A 17,489-nucleotide genomic window follows, 5' to 3' on the forward strand; every position below is an offset into this window, starting at 1 on the left:
CTATGTAGCAGGGAGTAGAAACTCCCCCTTTATAATACTAAAATATAGGATAAAAGAAAAGCATTTCCGCCTCATGAACGAATTGTAAACGTTTTGTAAATAAAAGGCAGTTCCTTCCTATTATATTTTATATTTATTCCTCCTCCCTGCGGATATCCGCCCCCAGCCGCCGCAGCTTTTCGTCAATCCTGTCATAGCCTCGTTCAATGTGATAAATATCACTGATTTCCGTTTCGCCCTTCGCCGCCAATGCGGATAAAATGAGTGCCGCACCTGCGCGCAGGTCGGTTGCGCGCACCTTTGCCCCCGTCAGCGTTTCCACCCCTTCGATTACCGCACTGCGGCTGTCAATCTTGATATTCGCCCCCATCCGCTGCAGCTCTCCCACATGAGAAAAACGGTTTTCAAAAATTGTTTCCGTCATCACGCTGGTTCCCTTCGCCACTGCCAAAAGGCTCATAAAGGGTGCCTGCATATCGGTCGGAAAGCCGGGAAAGGGCATGGTCTTTACCTGCACACCGCAGAGCCTGCCCCTTCGCCAGACCCGTATTCCCTCCGCCGTCCGCTCCGTTTTGATGTTGCATTCCGCAAGCTTTGCCAGTACAGGCTTCAGGTGCTCCTCCTGCACATTTTCCAGAATGATATCACCGCCCGTAATTGCCGCCGCCGCTAAAAATGTCCCTGCCTCCATACGGTCGGGAATGACCCGATGCACTGCGCCGTGCAGCTCCTTTCCGCCCCGAATCGTAATCGTGTCCGTGCCGTCCCCTTCAATTTCTGCGCCCATCTTCCGCAGAAAATCCGCCAGATCGCAGATTTCCGGCTCTGCCGCCGCATTTTCAATCGTTGTAATCCCCTTCGCCCGTGTTGCCGCCAGCAGGATATTCTCCGTTGCACCCACGCTTGGAAAATCCAGATAAATGTCACTGCCCCTGAGTGCCTTCGCCTGTAATTCCACCATCCCATGCGCCTGTCTGCTTTTCGCCCCCATCAGATGAAAGCCCTTTAAGTGCAGGTCAATCGGCCTGCTTCCAATCTGACACCCGCCGGGCAGGGGCAGCCTTGCCGCACCGCATCTTGCCAATAACGCCCCTGCCGCCAGAAAGGAGGCACGCATCTTTCTTGCCGTTTCGTATGCCCCTTCCACATGCGTAAGCTCTGTCGCCTGCACGCACATCTTCTCCGCCGCCGCATCATATTCTACCCGCGCGCCCAGCTCCGTGAGCAGCTCCGCCATGTGCCGCACATCCGCAAGTGGCGGTACATTCTGAATCTCGCAGACCTCCTCTGTCAACAGACACGCCGCCAGAATCGGCAAAACCGCATTTTTCGCACCGCTGATTTTTACCCTGCCATGCAGCCCTTCTTCTGTTCCCGTTATCACAAATTTTTCCATCCCGCATCCCTCGCATCCTTTCAGAATCACTGTTGCTAGTATGCCCGTCAAAAGAAAACTAAGTCTCCTGACGAAAAAGAAAGTATACGAAAAAATGTCAAAAAAAGAAAAGAATTTATATGAAATTAGGACTTTACATCAGCAGCAGTTCAGAGTATAATGATTTAGTAACAAATAAATCCATGCGGATGTAGTTCATTGGTAGAATGAAAGCTTCCCAAGCTTTAGAGGCGGGTTCGATTCCCGTCATCCGCTTTTTGCCCTTGCGTTTGCAAGGGCTTTTTCTTTTGCGGAAATTAAAAAAACGAGGTCTTGCTTTCCCTAAGATCTCGCTTTTTTATACTTCTCTCTTTTTTATTTATGAGGGTTCCCTCTTTTTCTGAAAATTCTGAAAAACGGGCGCACCGTTTCCTCCGCCGCGCACCATTTATCCGCCAGACAGACCATCCACCCCTCCTTGGATTTCGGCGGCAGAACCGTCAGCGGAAACATGTGCCTTGCAATGATATATTCCTCCAATCGGTTCAGCCGATAGTCCCGTTTTGCGTTTCTCGCCGCTGTTTTTCCGTGGCGAAATCCATGCCAGCGATGCCCGTCATCCTTCTTATGCCAGTCATACAGAAAATAATCATGCAAAAGCGCCCCGCGCACCAGTGCCCCGCGGTCTGTCCGCAGCGGAAGCCTGCCTGCAAGCCAGAGACTCAGGTATGCCACATTGATGCTGTGCTGATAAACCGAGGTGCTGCCATGCTGCTTCGCCAGCTTTTCCTCCTGTAGCCGCCCCTGTCGGTTCAGCTCCTTCAGCGTTTCCTTGAGCAGCCTTCTGTCCTTCGCTGAAAGCCTTTCGTTTCGTTTCATGGCACCTCCTCCTTCCTTTTTCAGAAAAAGCAGTATCAAAAAAGTCGGCACTCAGGTGCCGACTTTCGACTTAGAAATCATTCCTCCGTATCCGCTGCCTTTCTCATGTTTACGGATGCCATCTTGAATTTATCATGTACCGCAACCATAGCCGCATCTACGTCATCCTTCGCAATCAGCACAGTGATTTTGATTTCGGATGTGGAAATCATCTGAATATTTACCCCTGCGTCATACATTGCTTCAAAGAACATTGCCGCAACGCCGGGGTTGGTTGCCATGCCTGCGCCAACAATAGAAAGCTTCGCTGTGTTTTCGTCATGCACGATTTCTCTCGCTGTCAGGCGTTCCTTGTTCTTTTCCAGAGCCTTTAGCGCAATATCCAGATCATCCTCGCCAATGGTAAAGGAAATATTCTGCTTGCCGTCTGCACCTGTGGACTGCAAAATAATATCTACGCTTACCTTTTCCTTCGCCATCAAAGAGAATACCTCAAATGCCTTACCGGGTTCATCATTGATACCCATGATAGAGATACGGGATACTTTCTTATCTGCTGCAACGCCGCTAACCAGCATTCTTTCCATCTTAACGTCCTCCTTCACCTCTGTACCTTCCGCTTCGGACATGCTGGAACGTACAACCAATTTCACATTGTATTTTTTCGCTACCTCAACAGAACGGCTGTGCAGCACCTTTGCACCCAAAGAGGCCAGCTCCAGCATTTCATCGTAGCTGATTTCATCTAATTTTACCGCATCCGGCACCACACGGGGATCTGCCGTGTAAACACCCTCTACGTCTGTATAAATTTCACACATATCTGCATTGAGGGCCGCCGCCAGAGCAACCGCGGAGGTATCGGAACCGCCGCGCCCCAGTGTGGTGGTATCGCCAATGGCATTTACCCCCTGGAACCCTGTCACCAATACGATACTGCCTTCATCCAGCTCGTTTTCGATCCGCTCTGTATTGATATGGCGGATGCGCGCATTGCTGTATGTATTTGTGGTTTCAATCCCAACCTGTGCCGCATTCAGAGAAACCGCTCTGCCGCCAATCGCACTGATTGCCATTGCCATCAGCGCAACAGACTGCTGTTCCCCTGTAGAAAGCAGCATATCCATTTCTCTGCGGCTGGGCTTGGCGTTGATTTCCTTTGCCTTCGCAATCAGGCCGTCTGTTGTCTTGCCCTGTGCGGACAATACAACCACAACGTCATTCCCTTCCATTCTTGTACGCATGATGCGCTTTGCAACATTAAACACTCTTTCGGCATTTGCGACGGAACTGCCGCCGTATTTCTGCACAATCAACATCGTCTTTTTCCTCCTGTACTCTTGTCCAACTTTCCTTGGCGGAATTACTCTCTCTCCACCCTTGCGCCCACTCTGTCCGCCTGCAAAAGCTGCAGCTTCCAGTTATGCGGAAGGGTGCCCAGGTATGCAGACATTTCTCTTTCGAATCTCTCTGCCTTCTCCTTTGTCACCATTGCCATCAAGGTAGAGCCCGCACCGCTCAAATAGCTGGCAACCGCGCCAAAATCCTTGGCATGCCGAAAAATTTCCTCCATGCCGTCAATCAGCTGCGCCCTGTAGGGCTGATGCACCTTGTCCTGCATGGCCATATCGAAATTTTCATAATTTCCCGTCATTACAGATGCCACCAGAAGCGCCGCACGGGATGCGTTGAATACAACATCCTTCCTTGTGTAGCTGTCGGGCAGAACTCCTCTGGAGGCAGCGGTAGATACAGGAAAATCAGGAACCATTATAGCAAAAACCAAATCCTCTGGCAACTCCAAGCGAACATATTTCATTTCTTTTTCATTCTGTGCGCCGACCACCATGCCGCCAAAGAGCGCAGGGTTGGAATTATCCGGATGTCCCTCCAGCATAGCCGCCATCTGTGCCAGCTCGTCTCTGGTGCAGGGTCTGCCTGCCAGCTCGTTTGCCGCCAGAAGCCCCCCGACAATGCACGCCGCACTGCTGCCAAGCCCTCGCACCATGGGGATGTAGTCCTCCTGAATCAGGTGAATCCCCGGCATAGGCAGTTCCTTCTTCTCATAGAAAAATTTCATCGTCTGATAGATTAGATTCGTTTCATCGGTGGGAACCTCAAGCTCCTGCTTCCGCCTTACCTCGATCGTTAAGCCGTCTGTCTGCTCCTCCACCCAAATGTGGTTATAAAGCTGCACTGCTACGCCGATGCTGTCAAAACCGGGACCCATGTTTGCGGATGTCGCCGGAATCTGAATATGAATCATGTTTTCATTCCCTCCTATTACACGAAGTATTTCTTATTGATTTTTTCTTTCTTTTTCTGCTTCCGCCTTACTTTTTGTTCCCCCGCAATCATTCCCTTGCAACGATTCGCAGAGACTGTACCCCTGCCAGACCCTCAATGCGTGTCATCAATCTGCCCAGCTCGCCCTGCATTTCATTCGTTTCAATCGTTACGGTAACGTTCGCAATATTGTTGATGGGGATGGTCTGGTTAATCGTCAGAATACTTGCCCCTTCGGATGCAATGCTGTTTAAAACAGAGGACAGAAGTCCTCTCGTATGGTCCAGGTTCATGGAAATGGTTACGGTCTTTCCTCTCGTGTTTTCGTAAAGAGGATGTACCGCATCCCGATATTTATAGAACGCACTGCGGCTGATGCCTACACGGTTCACCGCATCCTGTACCGTTTTTTCCTTCTTGCTTTCCAAAAGATTTTTGACATCCATCACCTTCAAAAAAATTTCGGGCAGTACGGCTTTATCTACGATATAATAATTCTTATCTTCCTTCACTGCGTTTTCCTCCTGTTTTTGTTTTAAAAACATTTGTTTTTGACATAAGGACTATATCATAAATTCTGTTGCTTGACAAGTACAAATCTAAAAAAATGTCCTTCCCAGATGAATTTTTTCCGTTGTTTGAAAAAAAATCGTCTTTTTTCATTTATTTTTGTCAGCTTTTCCGTCAAATTCTCTCAAACAGCACTAATTTTTTCGCTTTGCGGTTTTAAAATCCGTTTTTTTCTGTTAGAATAAGATGATTATGCTTGCGGCGAAAATAACCGCAGACAAAGGAGTTTTGAGATGATAAAACAAACGAATTCCGTGCAGGCAAAGCATGCACCCCTTCTTGGTCTTTTCCTGAACGGATATGAAAATATGCGGCAGAAAATGGATGCCCCCTGTCGCCGCCCCCTGCTTGAAATTGCCCCTCTGGTGTTCGGCAAGTGGTATTATGCGGCATTGGCGCAGGAAACCATCCTTTCCCCTGCCAATCTCTTTGCATTGGATTTGCAAAGGGATTCCGATGCAAAAATCGAATATGCGTATATTATGAATACCAAAGCGGCGGAGGAGCAGTCCGATTTGGAGTTCACCTCCGAATATCACTTCTCCCTCATGACCTATTCCACCCAGAAGCACCCCCTCGTGGCGGATTTGCAGGCACTCATCGGCTATTGCACGCCCGATCGCGCAACTGATGAAAACGGGATGCTTTTAGAAGAAGAAAAAAAGGAAATTCTGGCACAGCTAAGTCTCCGTGCAGAGTTTTATCTGGAATATCTCACCCGTCTGGCGTGGCTGCATGGGCTTCTGACTCCCATGCCCTCCATTCATACCCAGAGGGTACAGCCTGCCTCGGAGTGTGATGCCTTTTTCGCACAGCCCACAGCCGATATCCTCTTTCAGCTGGGGGAATCCGCCTGCACGCTTGCATCCGAGCGCTTCATTGAAGCCATGGATTTGGAGGACGGCATAGCACCCCCCGATTTTTTCTATCATTTACTGGAAAGCAATCAGGAGGTTGACCGCATTTTTATAGATTTCTATAAACGGGTCGATGTGGATATCGAAGAAATCTGGCGCACGCCGCCCGAAAAGCTGAACGCAGAGGAACGCTCCATTGTTTCCTCCTTCCTCTTTACGGGCATCATGCTGGATAAGTGGTTCCTGACCCCCATGAGCGTCTTTTTCCGCTTCATCCGTCCGATTGCCTTCACCCCCATGCAGTTCTATCCCTTGGTGAATACGCTTGCCTCTCTCATTCTGATGGAGCATAATGTCGGCGCAGAGCTGTTCACACCCCCGACCTATTATAGCCTGACCGCCTTGGGAAAGGAGCTTTTCGCAGATCCCGATATCATTGATGTCGATAAGCAGCAGATGCCGCAGACCATGCCCTATGAGCAGCTGCAGGCGGCGGTGCTGCAGGAGGCAGAGGCGCAGGAGCAGGAGCTGCTTTTCCTCACAGAGGTTGTCCCCGATGTGCTTTCCCTGAAAATCTCCCAGAGTGGGGATGCGGATTTGTGGAAGATTATCGAGGTTGGGCAGGATATGGATGTCAACGTCCTTTGCAGAGATCTCTGCGGCGCGTTTGCGCTGGAGGATATGGCAGATTATCTCCTCTCCGTCCCCGATCGAAACGGCTTCCCTCTGGAATATTCCGCGAATGGCTCCAAGCGTTCCTTAAATAAGGCAAACGGAAAAATGCTGCAGGAGCTGCCCCTTTCCGTCGGCACAACGCTGCTTCTTTACCCCACCCATAGCAGAGCCGCTTACCTCAGGCTGGAAATTCTGGAAAAGGGCAAGGGCAATCCCTATCTGATGTATCCCCGTGTAACAGAGCAAAGCCCGAAAATGATTGAATTAGAGAAAATGGACGAGCTTTTCTGATAAATAAAAACATTGATTCTTGAAAGAAGGTAATGCAATCATGACAGTATTGACACACGCGCACGGCGGCGATCTGGATGCCATCCAGAGAACCTACGGCATCCCCAAGGAAGAAATCATTGATTTCAGCGGCAATATCAACCCTCTTGGCTTTCCCAAAAGGGCAGAGGACGCGCTGAAGGAAAATCTGCACCTCATCTGCACCTATCCCGATAAAAAATATAAGGCACTCAAGCAGGCAATCGGCACCTATACCGGCGCAGACCCCTCCCATATCGTTGTAGGCAATGGCTCTACGGAGCTGATTTCCACCTTCATCCAGACGGTGCATGCAAAGCATTCCATCATCATGGGGCCTGCCTATTCCGAATATGAAAGAGAGGTTTCTCTGGGCGGCGGCAAATTTAAGTATTTCCCCCTGAAGGAGGAAGAGGATTTCAAGTTGAATCTGCCTGCTCTGCTCAAGGCACTCACCCCCGATGTCGGGATGTTTGTTGCCTGCAACCCCATAACCCCACAGGCACCGCCATCCGCACAGAGGAAATGCGTGAGATTCTGGCGCACTGCAAAAAAATCGGGGCCTCTGTCATGATTGATGAGACCTATATCGAATTTTCCGATATCCTGCCCGAAATCTGCTCCATCCCTCTGGTGAAGGAGTTTGATAACCTGTTCGTCATCCGTGGCACCTCCAAGTTCTTTGCCGCCCCCGGCATCCGTCTGGGCTATGGCATTTCCTCCAATCAGGCATTTCTGGATCGCTTCAAAACGAACACAAACCCTTGGAGCGTAAACAGCCTTGCGGATTTTATCGGTCAGCATATCTTTACGGATTTTGCCTTCCATAAGAAAACACAGACCCTCGTTTCCGAGGAAAGAAGAAAAGCCTTCGCAGAGCTTTCCACATGGAAAAATATCAAGGCATATCCCTCCGAAGCGAACTTCATTCTGCTGAAGCTGAAAACAGACCGCATCACCGCGCATGAATTATTCGAAAAATGTATTCAGAAAAAAATGCTCATCCGCGATGCGTCCTCCTTCACCTTTCTGGATGAAAGCTATCTGCGCTTCTGTATTCTCTCCCCTGCGCACAATGCCGCACTTCTGGCAGAGCTCAAAAAGTGGGTCGAAGAATAAGGGTGTCGACAAAGTCGACCCCTAAGTCGAAATCAGGATTTCGACTTGTTGAAACAGAAGAATAAACAGACGAGTTCCATCGGCTGAAAAGCCTTGAAACTCGCTGTTTTCCTCGTCGGAAGTAAATTCCGACTGCGGATTCCATTCGGGACACTACTTACCGCCCAAGAAGGGGCGGCAGTCAAAACCTGCTTTGCGTAGCAAAGTAATGAACTCGGTTTCCCGAACCCTTTCGCTATTTGCAGCACCGTAAAAAATTGCTATCGTAAACCCTTCGCTCCCTGCGCATATTATCTCAGAACAACTCTCATTCTGAGGTGATTTTTATGACAGAATCCATCAGCCGCAAAGAACTTTGCGGCTATTTATCTCTTTTGCGCAGACAGCTTGCAGGGCAGTCTCTGTTCCCTGCCCCGAATGTGATTTTCCTCAACAGCCGCGCGCTCTATCATCATCTGGCAAGGCAGACCTGCGGCGGCATAACCGTTGGAGAAATTCTTCAGAAAATAGAAACCTGTATCCCCCTCGCCGTAACGGAGGAAAGCTTTTCGCTCTTTCTCTCCGTCTGCAAGGAGCCAAGGGCAGAGCGCACGCGCAGCTTTCTGGAAAGCAGTAAGGCTGATTTTCTCCTGCTGGTTCATCAGACAGCGGAAAATGAACCCCAATGGTGCGCCTTAACCGCTCTCTGCGAAAAATTACGGCAACGAAATCTCCGAACCTGAAAGGCGGCTTTTATGGAAGAAAAACCCTACCGCAGCTTAAATGAATATTATCGCAGCATCTTCGGGCGCAAAGCGGCGAAAATCTCTCTGGATGGCGGCTTTACCTGTCCCAATCGCGATGGCACCTGTGGCACAAGGGGCTGTCTGTTCTGCAGTGCCGGCGGCAGTGGAGATTTTGCGGAAAATGCCGCCCTCTCCATCACGGAGCAAATCGAAAAAGGCAAGGCGCAGACGGCAGGCAAATGGAAAAACCCTGCCTATATCGCCTATTTCCAAGCCTTCACGAATACCTATGCCCCCGTGGAGGAACTGCGGCAGAAATACGAGGAGGCTCTCGCCTGTCCCGAAATCGAAGGTCTTTCCATTGCCACCAGAGCCGATTGCCTGCCCGCGGATGTTCTTGCCCTTCTGGCAGAGCTAAATAAAAAAACAAACCTCTGGGTAGAGCTTGGTCTGCAAACGGCAGATACACGGTCCGCCGCCTTCATCCGCCGCGGCTATCCGCTCAGCGTGTTCACACAGGCGGTCTATGCCCTCGCAGAGCACAATATTCCCGTTGTGGTGCATATCATTCTCGGACTTCCCGGTGAAAGCAGAGAAACCGTTCTCCGGACGATTGATTATCTCAACCGCCTGCCCATTCAGGGCGTGAAGCTGCAGCTTCTGCATGTCCTTTCCGACAGCGACCTTGCAGACCTCTACCGCGCAGGCGAATACACCCCCTTGGAAAAGGAGGAATACCTCGCCCTTGTCGGGAACTGCATCGCGCATCTGCGCACGGATATCGTCCTGCATCGCCTGACAGGAGACGGCGATAAAAGCACCCTTCTCGCCCCTCTCTGGAGCCTCAGAAAACGGGATGTCCTCAATCATCTGCACCGCTATCTCAGGGAAAACCATATCCGACAGGGAATGTCCTGCAAAATAGACCTCTCTGTTATTTACAACAAACCAAAAGATGTGCTATGATAAGAGACAACGACTTTATTTGAAAGGAGGCTCTGTCCATGCAGTATTCCACAAAAAAGCTGGCGGAGCATAAGCTGATTATTCTGCATCTCTTGCAAAAAATGGGAATTTCCCTCTCCAATAGCGAAATTTGCCAGTTCCTTCTGGAAAAAAACTATATGGACTATTTCTCCGTACAGCAATATCTTGCCGAGCTGGAAAGCGCCGGCTGGCTGGAAAAAACGCGCGAGCAGAATAACACACGCTATACCCTGACGGATGACGGCGAGGAGGTTATCAATTACTTCATCAACCGCATTTCCGATGAGGTGAAAAACGAAATCAATGTCTATGTCCACGAAAACAGCAGACGCATCCGCGCAGAATATGCCGTAACTGCGAATTATTTCCCCGAGCTGAATGGGGATTATCTCGTCAAATGCAGCCTTTGCGATGATAATGGCGCAACCCTTATGGAAATCAGCGTTTCCGTTGTCTCCAAGGCACAGGCGCAGCAGGTCTGCCGTAACTGGCGCAAGCATGTCAATCAGTATTACCGCGACTTCCTCACCTCTCTGGCAACCGAAGCCCCCGAGGACGAAGCCGAACCAAATACATAAAAATCCGACAGATTCAAGTTCTGTCGGATTTTTTTATTCTCTTTCGTCTTTCTTAAAAAAACATTAACCGTTTCTCTATTGTCTTCCCCATCCCCAAACAGGTATACTATCCCCATCCTAACATCGGTATCAGAACAGGAGGGGCTTTCATGTATCGTATTCTTTTTGCACTCGTTGAACTGGCGGCGGCAGGGGTTTTCCTGCTCCCCCTTTTTCTTCTATACGGAAAATTTACCGCACACAGCCGTATGCAGATTTTCTGTTCCATCCTATTCGGCTTTTATTTCGCCGCAGTTCTGGCATTGGTCGGCTTTCCGAGCATCCTCGACCACAGCCCGGATGTCACGCTGCATCTCGTCCCCCTTGCAGGCATCCCTGCCGATTTCCAAAATGCCTGTCTAAATGTGCTGCTGTTCGTTCCTCTGGGGCTATTTCTCCCCCTGCTCTGGGATTCCTGCCAATCCCTCCGCCGCACGCTCCTGTTTGCCCTCTGCGTCACACTTTTCATTGAGCTTTCGCAGCTTTTCACCCTGCGCGCAACCGATATCAACGATATCCTCACGAACCTTGCAGGCGCGGCAATCGGATACTTCTTGGCAAAGCATGCCGCAAAAGTCCTTCCTGCCGCAGCCTCCCCCAATGGAAAGGAACCCATCCTGCTCTGCACCATCACAGCCGCGGTGTTCTTTTTCGCCCAGCCGTTTGTTTCCGCCTTCTTCTGGGAACTCCTGCTGTAGCGCACATACTGCTTTTCAATACCTTTACAACTGCTTCGTTTAACATGATGAATCCTTCCGTTTTTAAAAAAATTCTTGTTTTTTCCGATGCACTCATATTAGCCGATTTGCTCATAAAACGGAAGATATTAGGAAATTTATAAGTCACTATGAAATTTATGAGCCTGCGTATTTTTGCAAAAAAAATCTTAACACTTTCTTTCTGGATTCCTGCCTCCAAAGCGAGTATACTGTGTCAGGCAACAAAAAGAAACTCTTTTATTTTTTATTCAGAAAGGATCTTTATTATGAACACAACAAAAAACTGGGTGATGCGTCACCTTCCCTATATCGGCACAGCCGTCCTGCTTTGCGGCATTTTCTGCCTGATTGCAAAGGCACTTTCCCCCGAATATCTGGATGCGCAGGGCTATCTGCATGAAAACTTCTTCCTGCTGCCCATCAGCTTTGCGCTTCTGCTTGTCGCAGTCCTGCTGTTCCTTGGGGCAGGGATTCATTTCCTGAAAAACAAATCCTCCAGATAAAGCAAAACCCCTCTCCGTATGTATTCTCATACCAAGAGGGGTTCCTTTTTTTCCTTATTTTCTGTTTCTTGCCTCCAGACGATAAATCGGCATCCCGCGAGAGGAGAATTTTTCCTCATATTCCGTCATGATATTGCCCTCGTAATCGCTGTTATGTAAATCCAGACTGATATTGGAAAGCTTCCAGTCATCCGCACAAAATTCATTCAGCGAGAATTCAAACAGACCGCGGTTATCCGTCTTAAAGAAGATTTCCGCATCCTCGCCCATGATGCGGCGATATTCCTGCAAAAAGCCGCGATAGGTCAGGCGGCGCTTATAGGTACGCTTTTTGGGCCATGGGTCGCTGAAATTCAGATATAATCTCTGGAATTCCCCCACCTCGAACAAATCGGACAGATTGCTTGCATTATCCCAGACAAACGCCAAATTCGGCAGCTCCTCATCCGCGCGCCTTGCCGCCATTGCCACAACCGTTTCCTGCTGTTCAATGCCGATAAAGTTCACATCGGGGTAAGCTTCCGCATTCTTGCGCAGAAAGCCGCCCTTGCCGCAGCCAATCTCCACATAAATAGGATGGTCATTCCCGAAATATTCCTTCCATTTGCCCTTTTTCTCAGGGGCATCGTTAATCACCAATGTATTATCCAATAATTCCTGGGCAGCCCAGGGTTTCTTTCTGACTCTCATGTAGCTGTTCCTTTCCTTCTGAAATTTCCGAAAATAACAGAATGAGTATACACGAAAATCCTTACTTTTTCAACCTTCCTGCGCCAAAAAAGCCATCCAGTAGCCCCAGTCTCCATCCACGCGGCGAAATTCCCGAAACCCGAAGCGCTGTGCCTTGGCTTCCTCCTCCTCGCTGTATTCCCCCGGCAGACCGAGCCAGTAGCCGTTTTCCGCCTGCCGCAGAATCAGATGATGATATCTTCTGTGGGGAGCAGAGAGAAGAAAAATTCCTTCTGCCATTTCAGCGGAATTTGTGCGAGCAGGGTCAGCTCCTCCAGAAAAAGGCAATCCCAGAGGACACCATCCCCGAACGGTTCCAGCTTTTTCTGCTGTCCAAGGGTGTCCTTTTGCTGTCCACTCGTGTCCGCTTTGTCCACTATTTCCGTAGTTTTGTCCACCCTTTCCGCCCCTGTGTCCGCACACTGTCCACCCTCCTTGACAGGGGGATTTTCCGTTTTTCCTGTCGCGCGGATATGCGCCGTTTCCTCTGCCGAAAGCACGCCCGTTTCCTCAAGATTTTCCAATTCCCGTCGAAATTTCGCCAGAAGTCCCTGAAAGCTGCCGTGACAGCCCTGCGCCGACAGCGGCTTCTCCTGCGCCTTGGACGGCTCCGCCTTTTGCTCCGATAAAGCTGTGGTTTCCTCTGCTTTAAGGTCGATTTTTTCCTGTAATTTCGGCATTTCCTGCGGTTTTTTTTTTTTGGGAGGCTCTGCCTTTTTCTGCGGCTGAAAGATAGCTTTCCAGTCTGTTTTCTCCCCGAAATATGCCGCAAGCGGCGCAGAACAGCCGCCCTCCTCCGCCAGAATCAGCACCGTATGGAAGTCCTCGGCACGCTTCCCCTCCCCGACTGCATCAGGGTTAAATGCCCATTTCAGCTCGGCATGCCCCTCCTTTTTTTCGGGGTGCAGCTCCCCGCAGAAAATGCTCTCCTGCCCTGCCAGAAGATACACCGCATAGCGAAGCGGGCGCAGCCCCTGCACCGTAAGCATCAGCCTGCCCGTGCCGTTTTTCAGCTCCATGATGCAGCTGCCCCAAGGGGGACGCTTGCCGACGGCATAGCCTGCCGTTTCCTGCCGCAGCATCAGGAATACCTTATCATATCGTCTGTTATACATACCCTTCCTCCTCTGCTTGTCTGTTTCATCGGCATCACTGTTACAGGATATGCGGCGGCAATCAAAAAAGAACTCTGAATCAGAGCTCCTTTGGGATTCCGTATAGCGAAAAAGAGGTGTTCTTATAGGCCTTTTCCTCACTGACATCACGCCCGAACCATGCCGGGGCAACAAATTTCTCTGCCGCTTCCATGGAGGAAAATTCCACCTCGGTGGTCATCAGCCCCTGCAGCTCCCCCTCATAAATATCAACCTCAGCGGTCAGATTCTCCTCGATTGGCACGAGATAGCGTTTCTTGCAGACGGGCGTGCCCTCTGTTTTCAGCGACAGGCGGTTATACTCCTCCTCGCTGAGGGGCAGTTCAAATTCCTCGCGCGCCAGATGCCCCTTTCCCTTCACCGTCAGGATATAATCCGTGTTGCTCCGACGGATGCGGATGGTCGGGGAAAAGGAGAGATACGCCTGCGTGATTGCCTTGCAGGGATATGCCGTAATGTCAAAAGGAAGTTCCTTCGTTAAAAATTTCCGTTCGATTTCCATAGTATATTCCTTTCTTTTTCTCATTGGGGATTGACTGCATCCGCGATGCGCTCCACTGCACCGCCGACAAAGCTAATGACTCTTTGGTCAATGACTGCGCCTTCTGCAGATACTGTCACAACAGCAAGCCCGAACTGATTCTTCTGACTGTCGGTAGTTTCACCGGACAGGGTCTGCCACTGCACAGAGACATCCTCTTTTGTGATTTCTGCATCGGTTTCAATTTCATACTGCATATCCTTGCTGAATGCGGAATTGGAATGGGAAGTGACCAGAAGTCCGCCTGTTTCTTGATACACCTTGACGGTGTAATAAACCAAATCCGCCTCATTTTCCACATATTTTTCATTCGGAGAAATTGTGTTTTCGTAAAGCAGATTTGCTTCCAAATCGGGTTTCATGTCATTGTCGGCTTTGTCATTCTGTCCGCCGCAGCCGACAAGCAGAAACACAAAAACCAAAAACATACACATCTGTTTTTTCATGCAACTTTTCCTCCTATCTGATAGCATACCCATTCGTTCTTCCGTTTTGTCACATGGAAATCGCAGCAATCATCCCCCTACGCGAGGGCACCGTTCTTGCCGTTATTCCATATCTTAACACATCCATCCATTCCTCTCTCTTGCAAATATTTTTAATTATACCACAAGAAAGCGGCATGAGTTGAAAAATCAGGGATTTTCCTGTAAAATAAAACTACTTGGACACACTAAGACAATCAGGAGGGATTCCCCATGAAAAAGGTATATGTATTTCTGGCAGAGGGCTTTGAGGAAATGGAGGCAGTGACACCCATTGATTTACTGCGCCGCGCAGGCGTGGATGCGAAGCTGGTTTCCGTTACGGGAAACAGGGCTGTCACAGGGGCACACGGCGTAACCTATCTAGCTGACCTGCTTTTTGAAGAAATTGAGGAGGATGCCGATATGCTGGTTCTGCCCGGCGGACTGCCCGGCACAACTAACCTACAGGCACACGAAGGGCTGACGAAACTTTTACTGAAGCAGCACGAAGCGCACAAATGGGTTGCGGCTATCTGCGCCGCGCCGATGGTTCTGGGTGCTTTGGGCATCGTGAAGGACAGACATGCAACCATCTACCCCGGCATCGAGGATAAGCTGATTGGCGCAGCACCGCTTACGGATGAGGTTGTGGTGGACGGAAACGTCATCACATCCCGCGCGCCCGGAACAGCCATCCCCTTTGCGATTGCACTGGCAGAGCTTCTGACGGACGAAAAGACAGCCGCCGCGCTTACGGAAGATCTGGTATTTCGCAAAGCATGATTTCAGAAAACAAGACCGGCAGGGTCTCCTCAGAAAAAGAGGAGCAATCTGTTTTTTCTGCCGCTTCTCGGACAGCCGCCAAGGGCAGACCGAACACATACGCCGCAGTTTCGGGTGTATAGCGTTCGGGCAGACCGCAGGCAACGGCTCTTTTCAGCATGCCGCCAAGCGAATTTTCCCCTTCCGCAAGCAGGCGAAAAAAGATGCCCTTCGTGATGTAGGCGAGGTGCTCCTTCTGCATGCGCGCTGTTAGGGCTTCGGCAGAAAGACCGAGTACCTCTGCGACAGCAGCCTTATCATACGGCGGTTGTTCCGTTTTCAAAAAAATATCTATCATTTCTATCTGCGGTTGTATGCTCCGCCGATAATACTCCAAAAAAGTCCGCATACTACTTCCCCCTTGCGTGGTTTTTCCCCATTGTAACAGGGCAAACACCGCCATGCCTAGCGGGAAAGGATGGAAAGAGGGCGCAGCTATGAATGCCATTCAGAAATATTTCAAATACAGACAGAGTCTCATCGACCAATACGCCAAGGGCGATATGACAAAGCGGGAATATCTTCAGAAAAACTACGAAGCAGTGGTTTACGGGGATATCGGCCCGTTCCGCAACATGGATACCGTAGAAAAGGCGTTATTCAATTACCAGTATTACAACGCGCTGGCGAAGGAAAACAAGACCATCAGCACAACAAGAGATATGGACTATGAGCTGAAACGGGATTATCTGGAGAAAAGCAATTATTACTACAGCAGGAAGGACAGAGCAACGCTGACAGCACTACGTATGCTGGATTTTCGCGGCGTTGTGGCGTATTTCGTGAAGGTGCGGAGCAGGTTTCTGAAGGGAAAGCTGTTTGAAATTGTGATCGAGGAGGAAAATATTATTCTGCACTCTACCAGTCCGCTGATATTGAACTGTCTGCGCGAGGAAGGGGTTTTTCAGGAGGAAAGCAGAAAGTCATTGATTGATGAATATGTGAACCATAGATATTAAGTCGAAATCAGGATTTCGACTTGTTGAAACAGAAGAATAAACAGATGCGTTCCGGCGGCAAATGCCTTGAAACGCCCTGTTTTCCTCGAGTGGGCAAAGCCCCCTCTGCGGATTCCAGTCAGAGAACGCTTCGTTCCCCGAACCCTTCCGCCGCTTAAAATTCGATTTTCGGCATACAAAAAAGCCTGCAAATGCAGGCTTTTTGATTTCGACTTAATTTTCAGAATAAACCGACCTTTGAAAGATACTTATCAATCAATTCCAGCTTGGCTTCCGTGGAATAGCCCATCTTCTTACTGATGAAGGAGCAGAGCAGCTCCATGGTAAACAGCACTGCCACATAGGAATTGAAGAAGGTATTACTATCCACGCTGACGGTCAGAATCTGGGTTGCATACTGCGCCAGAGGGGAGCTTGCCTTATCGGTAATGAGGATAATTTTCGCACCGGCATCATACGCCATCTGGGTTGCGAGAAAATCCATTTCGGAATAACGGGGAAAGCTGACCGCAACGATACAGTCATTTTCCGTAATATCACAGAGATGGTCAATCACATTAAGCGCAGGGTGCGAGGTTTCATACACATCCGGCAAAAGATGCTTGAGCAGGAGCAGCAGCATATCCCCGATGCAGCTGTTCGCACGGGAGGTGACGATGAACTTCCGCTTACTGCCCGCAATCAGGCTTGCCGCGCGTTCAAAATCAATGGTATCGTTTCGGTTGATGCAGGAATTGAGATTCTGCATCACATTGGAAAAATAGCTTTCCACGATATCACTCTGATCCAGCTTGGAAATGCTCAGCTTGAGCCGCTCCGAGGGAATGGTGATATGATCGGAAACGCTGTTCATCCGCTCGGTATATGCCTTGCGGATTGCCCTCTGAAATTCCATGAAGCCGCTGTAGCCCAGCGTTCTGGTAAAGCGGATGACGGAAGAATCGCTGACGTGAATCCGTTTTGCAATCTCCGTAGAGGTAATAAAACACGCCTCCGCAAAATTATCCAGTATAAAATCCGCAATAAGCTTCTCCTTTTTTGTCAGCTTTACACCCATGAGCTGCGCTCTTAATTCTTCTGTCATACTTCTCACCTTCTATTTTTATATTTTTTGTTTGTTTTTTTGAAGCAATCAAATGTCTCTTTTTCACATTGAAACATATCAGACAATTTTTTTCAATATAAAAACAAAAATT

20 protein-coding genes, 1 tRNA gene and 1 pseudogene are annotated in these 17,489 nt (G+C 49.5%); 10 read left to right on the forward strand and 12 right to left on the reverse strand.

The window, feature by feature from the left end; translation table 11 throughout:
* Nucleotides 1-133: 133 nt before the first annotated feature.
* Nucleotides 134-1,396, reverse strand: a complete 1,263-nt coding sequence (gene murA / locus EJE48_RS03100) for a UDP-N-acetylglucosamine 1-carboxyvinyltransferase (protein WP_118580472.1) — start codon at nt 1,394-1,396, stop codon at nt 134-136.
* A gap of 184 nt (nt 1,397-1,580) precedes the next feature.
* Here murA and EJE48_RS03105 point away from each other — a divergent pair.
* A tRNA-Gly gene (locus EJE48_RS03105) sits at nt 1,581-1,651 on the forward strand.
* A 99-nt stretch (nt 1,652-1,750) separates the two neighbouring features.
* Here EJE48_RS03105 and EJE48_RS03110 read toward each other — a convergent pair.
* From EJE48_RS03110 to EJE48_RS03125, 4 genes are all read right to left on the reverse strand, one after another.
* Nucleotides 1,751-2,254: an HD domain-containing protein gene (locus EJE48_RS03110; RefSeq protein ID WP_118579971.1), complete on the reverse strand. Its 504-nt coding sequence runs from the start codon at nt 2,252-2,254 to the stop codon at nt 1,751-1,753.
* Between the two features lie 77 nt (nt 2,255-2,331).
* On the reverse strand, nt 2,332-3,573 hold the full coding sequence (locus tag EJE48_RS03115) for an aspartate kinase (RefSeq protein ID WP_016406818.1): 1,242 nt from the start codon (nt 3,571-3,573) through the stop codon (nt 2,332-2,334).
* 44 nt (nt 3,574-3,617) lie between these two features.
* The gene (thrB, locus tag EJE48_RS03120; RefSeq protein ID WP_016406817.1) at nt 3,618-4,520 is read right to left on the reverse strand and encodes a homoserine kinase; all 903 of its coding nucleotides are present in this window, start codon (nt 4,518-4,520) and stop codon (nt 3,618-3,620) included.
* A gap of 88 nt (nt 4,521-4,608) precedes the next feature.
* Nucleotides 4,609-5,052, reverse strand: a complete 444-nt coding sequence (locus EJE48_RS03125; RefSeq protein WP_016406816.1) for an ACT domain-containing protein — start codon at nt 5,050-5,052, stop codon at nt 4,609-4,611.
* Nucleotides 5,053-5,343: 291 nt separating this feature from the next.
* On the opposite strand from EJE48_RS03125, the gene EJE48_RS03130 reads away from it, so the two are divergent.
* The 7 genes and pseudogenes from EJE48_RS03130 to EJE48_RS03160 all read left to right on the forward strand — a co-directional run bounded on the left by EJE48_RS03130 (nt 5,344) and on the right by EJE48_RS03160 (nt 11,621).
* Nucleotides 5,344-6,933 (forward strand): hypothetical protein, encoded by a 1,590-nt coding sequence (locus EJE48_RS03130; RefSeq protein ID WP_124984296.1) that lies wholly within the window; start codon nt 5,344-5,346, stop codon nt 6,931-6,933.
* 40 nt (nt 6,934-6,973) lie between these two features.
* Nucleotides 6,974-8,070, forward strand: a pseudogene (locus tag EJE48_RS03135) (pyridoxal phosphate-dependent aminotransferase).
* A gap of 326 nt (nt 8,071-8,396) precedes the next feature.
* Nucleotides 8,397-8,792 carry a hypothetical protein gene (locus tag EJE48_RS03140; protein ID WP_118579977.1) on the forward strand — a complete coding sequence of 132 codons (396 nt, stop codon included), beginning with the start codon at nt 8,397-8,399 and terminating at the stop codon, nt 8,790-8,792.
* 12 nt (nt 8,793-8,804) lie between these two features.
* A complete protein-coding gene (locus EJE48_RS03145) occupies nt 8,805-9,761 on the forward strand; it encodes a TIGR01212 family radical SAM protein (RefSeq protein WP_118579980.1) in 957 nt (318 codons plus the stop codon).
* Between the two features lie 38 nt (nt 9,762-9,799).
* Nucleotides 9,800-10,360, forward strand: a complete 561-nt coding sequence (locus EJE48_RS03150) for a DUF4364 family protein (RefSeq protein ID WP_118579983.1) — start codon at nt 9,800-9,802, stop codon at nt 10,358-10,360.
* A 149-nt stretch (nt 10,361-10,509) separates the two neighbouring features.
* The gene (locus EJE48_RS03155; RefSeq protein ID WP_016406810.1) at nt 10,510-11,097 is read left to right on the forward strand and encodes a VanZ family protein; all 588 of its coding nucleotides are present in this window, start codon (nt 10,510-10,512) and stop codon (nt 11,095-11,097) included.
* A 287-nt stretch (nt 11,098-11,384) separates the two neighbouring features.
* Nucleotides 11,385-11,621 carry a DUF3955 domain-containing protein gene (locus EJE48_RS03160; RefSeq protein WP_243107949.1) on the forward strand — a complete coding sequence of 79 codons (237 nt, stop codon included), beginning with the start codon at nt 11,385-11,387 and terminating at the stop codon, nt 11,619-11,621.
* A gap of 54 nt (nt 11,622-11,675) precedes the next feature.
* On the opposite strand, the gene trmB is transcribed toward EJE48_RS03160, so the two are convergent.
* The 5 genes from trmB to EJE48_RS03185 all read right to left on the reverse strand — a co-directional run bounded on the left by trmB (nt 11,676) and on the right by EJE48_RS03185 (nt 14,491).
* Nucleotides 11,676-12,311: a tRNA (guanosine(46)-N7)-methyltransferase TrmB gene (trmB, locus tag EJE48_RS03165; protein ID WP_118579986.1), complete on the reverse strand. Its 636-nt coding sequence runs from the start codon at nt 12,309-12,311 to the stop codon at nt 11,676-11,678.
* Nucleotides 12,312-12,380: 69 nt separating this feature from the next.
* Nucleotides 12,381-12,590: a hypothetical protein gene (locus EJE48_RS03170; protein ID WP_124984297.1), complete on the reverse strand. Its 210-nt coding sequence runs from the start codon at nt 12,588-12,590 to the stop codon at nt 12,381-12,383.
* Nucleotides 12,536-13,465, reverse strand: coding sequence for a hypothetical protein (locus tag EJE48_RS03175; RefSeq protein WP_124984298.1), 930 nt, complete (start codon nt 13,463-13,465; stop codon nt 12,536-12,538). The genes EJE48_RS03170 and EJE48_RS03175 overlap by 55 nt, the downstream gene beginning before the upstream one ends.
* A 79-nt stretch (nt 13,466-13,544) precedes the next feature.
* Nucleotides 13,545-14,030, reverse strand: a complete 486-nt coding sequence (locus tag EJE48_RS03180; protein ID WP_243107950.1) for a CYTH domain-containing protein — start codon at nt 14,028-14,030, stop codon at nt 13,545-13,547.
* A complete protein-coding gene (locus tag EJE48_RS03185) occupies nt 14,027-14,491 on the reverse strand; it encodes a hypothetical protein (protein WP_016406805.1) in 465 nt (154 codons plus the stop codon). The genes EJE48_RS03180 and EJE48_RS03185 overlap by 4 nt, the downstream gene beginning before the upstream one ends.
* Nucleotides 14,492-14,743: 252 nt before the next feature.
* Between EJE48_RS03185 and EJE48_RS03190 the strand changes: the two genes are divergently transcribed.
* Entirely contained in the window at nt 14,744-15,295 is a 552-nt protein-coding gene (locus EJE48_RS03190) for a DJ-1 family glyoxalase III (protein WP_016406804.1), read from the forward strand.
* On the opposite strand, the gene EJE48_RS03195 is transcribed toward EJE48_RS03190, so the two are convergent.
* Complete coding sequence (locus tag EJE48_RS03195) at nt 15,264-15,683, reverse strand: hypothetical protein (protein ID WP_016406803.1); 420 nt, start codon at nt 15,681-15,683, stop codon at nt 15,264-15,266. The genes EJE48_RS03190 and EJE48_RS03195 overlap by 32 nt on opposite strands.
* Before the next feature lie 88 nt (nt 15,684-15,771).
* Between EJE48_RS03195 and EJE48_RS03200 the strand changes: the two genes are divergently transcribed.
* On the forward strand, nt 15,772-16,293 hold the full coding sequence (locus tag EJE48_RS03200) for a DUF6648 family protein (RefSeq protein WP_016406802.1): 522 nt from the start codon (nt 15,772-15,774) through the stop codon (nt 16,291-16,293).
* Nucleotides 16,294-16,513: 220 nt separating this feature from the next.
* Here EJE48_RS03200 and EJE48_RS03205 read toward each other — a convergent pair whose 3' ends face one another.
* Nucleotides 16,514-17,377, reverse strand: coding sequence for a MurR/RpiR family transcriptional regulator (locus EJE48_RS03205; RefSeq protein WP_118579992.1), 864 nt, complete (start codon nt 17,375-17,377; stop codon nt 16,514-16,516).
* Nucleotides 17,378-17,489 lie beyond the last annotated feature (112 nt).

This window comes from Anaerotignum faecicola, assembly GCF_003865035.1.
GTDB lineage: Bacteria > Bacillota > Clostridia > Lachnospirales > Anaerotignaceae > Anaerotignum_A > Anaerotignum_A faecicola.

Excerpts from the sequence above, each read along its gene's own strand:
- EJE48_RS03145 (WP_118579980.1), top strand. The coding sequence starts at position 8,805 with ATGGAAGAAAAACCCTACCGCAGCTTAAATGAATATTATCGCAGCATC.
- EJE48_RS03115 (WP_016406818.1), bottom strand. The coding sequence starts at position 3,573 with ATGTTGATTGTGCAGAAATACGGCGGCAGTTCCGTCGCAAATGCCGAA.
- EJE48_RS03110 (WP_118579971.1), bottom strand. The coding sequence starts at position 2,254 with ATGAAACGAAACGAAAGGCTTTCAGCGAAGGACAGAAGGCTGCTCAAG.
- EJE48_RS03205 (WP_118579992.1), bottom strand. The coding sequence starts at position 17,377 with ATGACAGAAGAATTAAGAGCGCAGCTCATGGGTGTAAAGCTGACAAAA.
- EJE48_RS03150 (WP_118579983.1), top strand. The coding sequence starts at position 9,800 with ATGCAGTATTCCACAAAAAAGCTGGCGGAGCATAAGCTGATTATTCTG.
- EJE48_RS03140 (WP_118579977.1), top strand. The coding sequence starts at position 8,397 with ATGACAGAATCCATCAGCCGCAAAGAACTTTGCGGCTATTTATCTCTT.
- EJE48_RS03155 (WP_016406810.1), top strand. The coding sequence starts at position 10,510 with ATGTATCGTATTCTTTTTGCACTCGTTGAACTGGCGGCGGCAGGGGTT.
- EJE48_RS03190 (WP_016406804.1), top strand. The coding sequence starts at position 14,744 with ATGAAAAAGGTATATGTATTTCTGGCAGAGGGCTTTGAGGAAATGGAG.
- EJE48_RS03180 (WP_243107950.1), bottom strand. The coding sequence starts at position 14,030 with ATGAGAAAAAGAAAGGAATATACTATGGAAATCGAACGGAAATTTTTA.
- EJE48_RS03170 (WP_124984297.1), bottom strand. The coding sequence starts at position 12,590 with ATGGCAGAAGGAATTTTTCTTCTCTCTGCTCCCCACAGAAGATATCAT.
- EJE48_RS03130 (WP_124984296.1), top strand. The coding sequence starts at position 5,344 with ATGATAAAACAAACGAATTCCGTGCAGGCAAAGCATGCACCCCTTCTT.
- EJE48_RS03175 (WP_124984298.1), bottom strand. The coding sequence starts at position 13,465 with ATGTATAACAGACGATATGATAAGGTATTCCTGATGCTGCGGCAGGAA.
- EJE48_RS03200 (WP_016406802.1), top strand. The coding sequence starts at position 15,772 with ATGAATGCCATTCAGAAATATTTCAAATACAGACAGAGTCTCATCGAC.
- trmB (WP_118579986.1), bottom strand. The coding sequence starts at position 12,311 with ATGAGAGTCAGAAAGAAACCCTGGGCTGCCCAGGAATTATTGGATAAT.
- EJE48_RS03160 (WP_243107949.1), top strand. The coding sequence starts at position 11,385 with ATGAACACAACAAAAAACTGGGTGATGCGTCACCTTCCCTATATCGGC.
- thrB (WP_016406817.1), bottom strand. The coding sequence starts at position 4,520 with ATGATTCATATTCAGATTCCGGCGACATCCGCAAACATGGGTCCCGGT.
- EJE48_RS03195 (WP_016406803.1), bottom strand. The coding sequence starts at position 15,683 with ATGCGGACTTTTTTGGAGTATTATCGGCGGAGCATACAACCGCAGATA.
- EJE48_RS03185 (WP_016406805.1), bottom strand. The coding sequence starts at position 14,491 with ATGAAAAAACAGATGTGTATGTTTTTGGTTTTTGTGTTTCTGCTTGTC.
- murA (WP_118580472.1), bottom strand. The coding sequence starts at position 1,396 with ATGGAAAAATTTGTGATAACGGGAACAGAAGAAGGGCTGCATGGCAGG.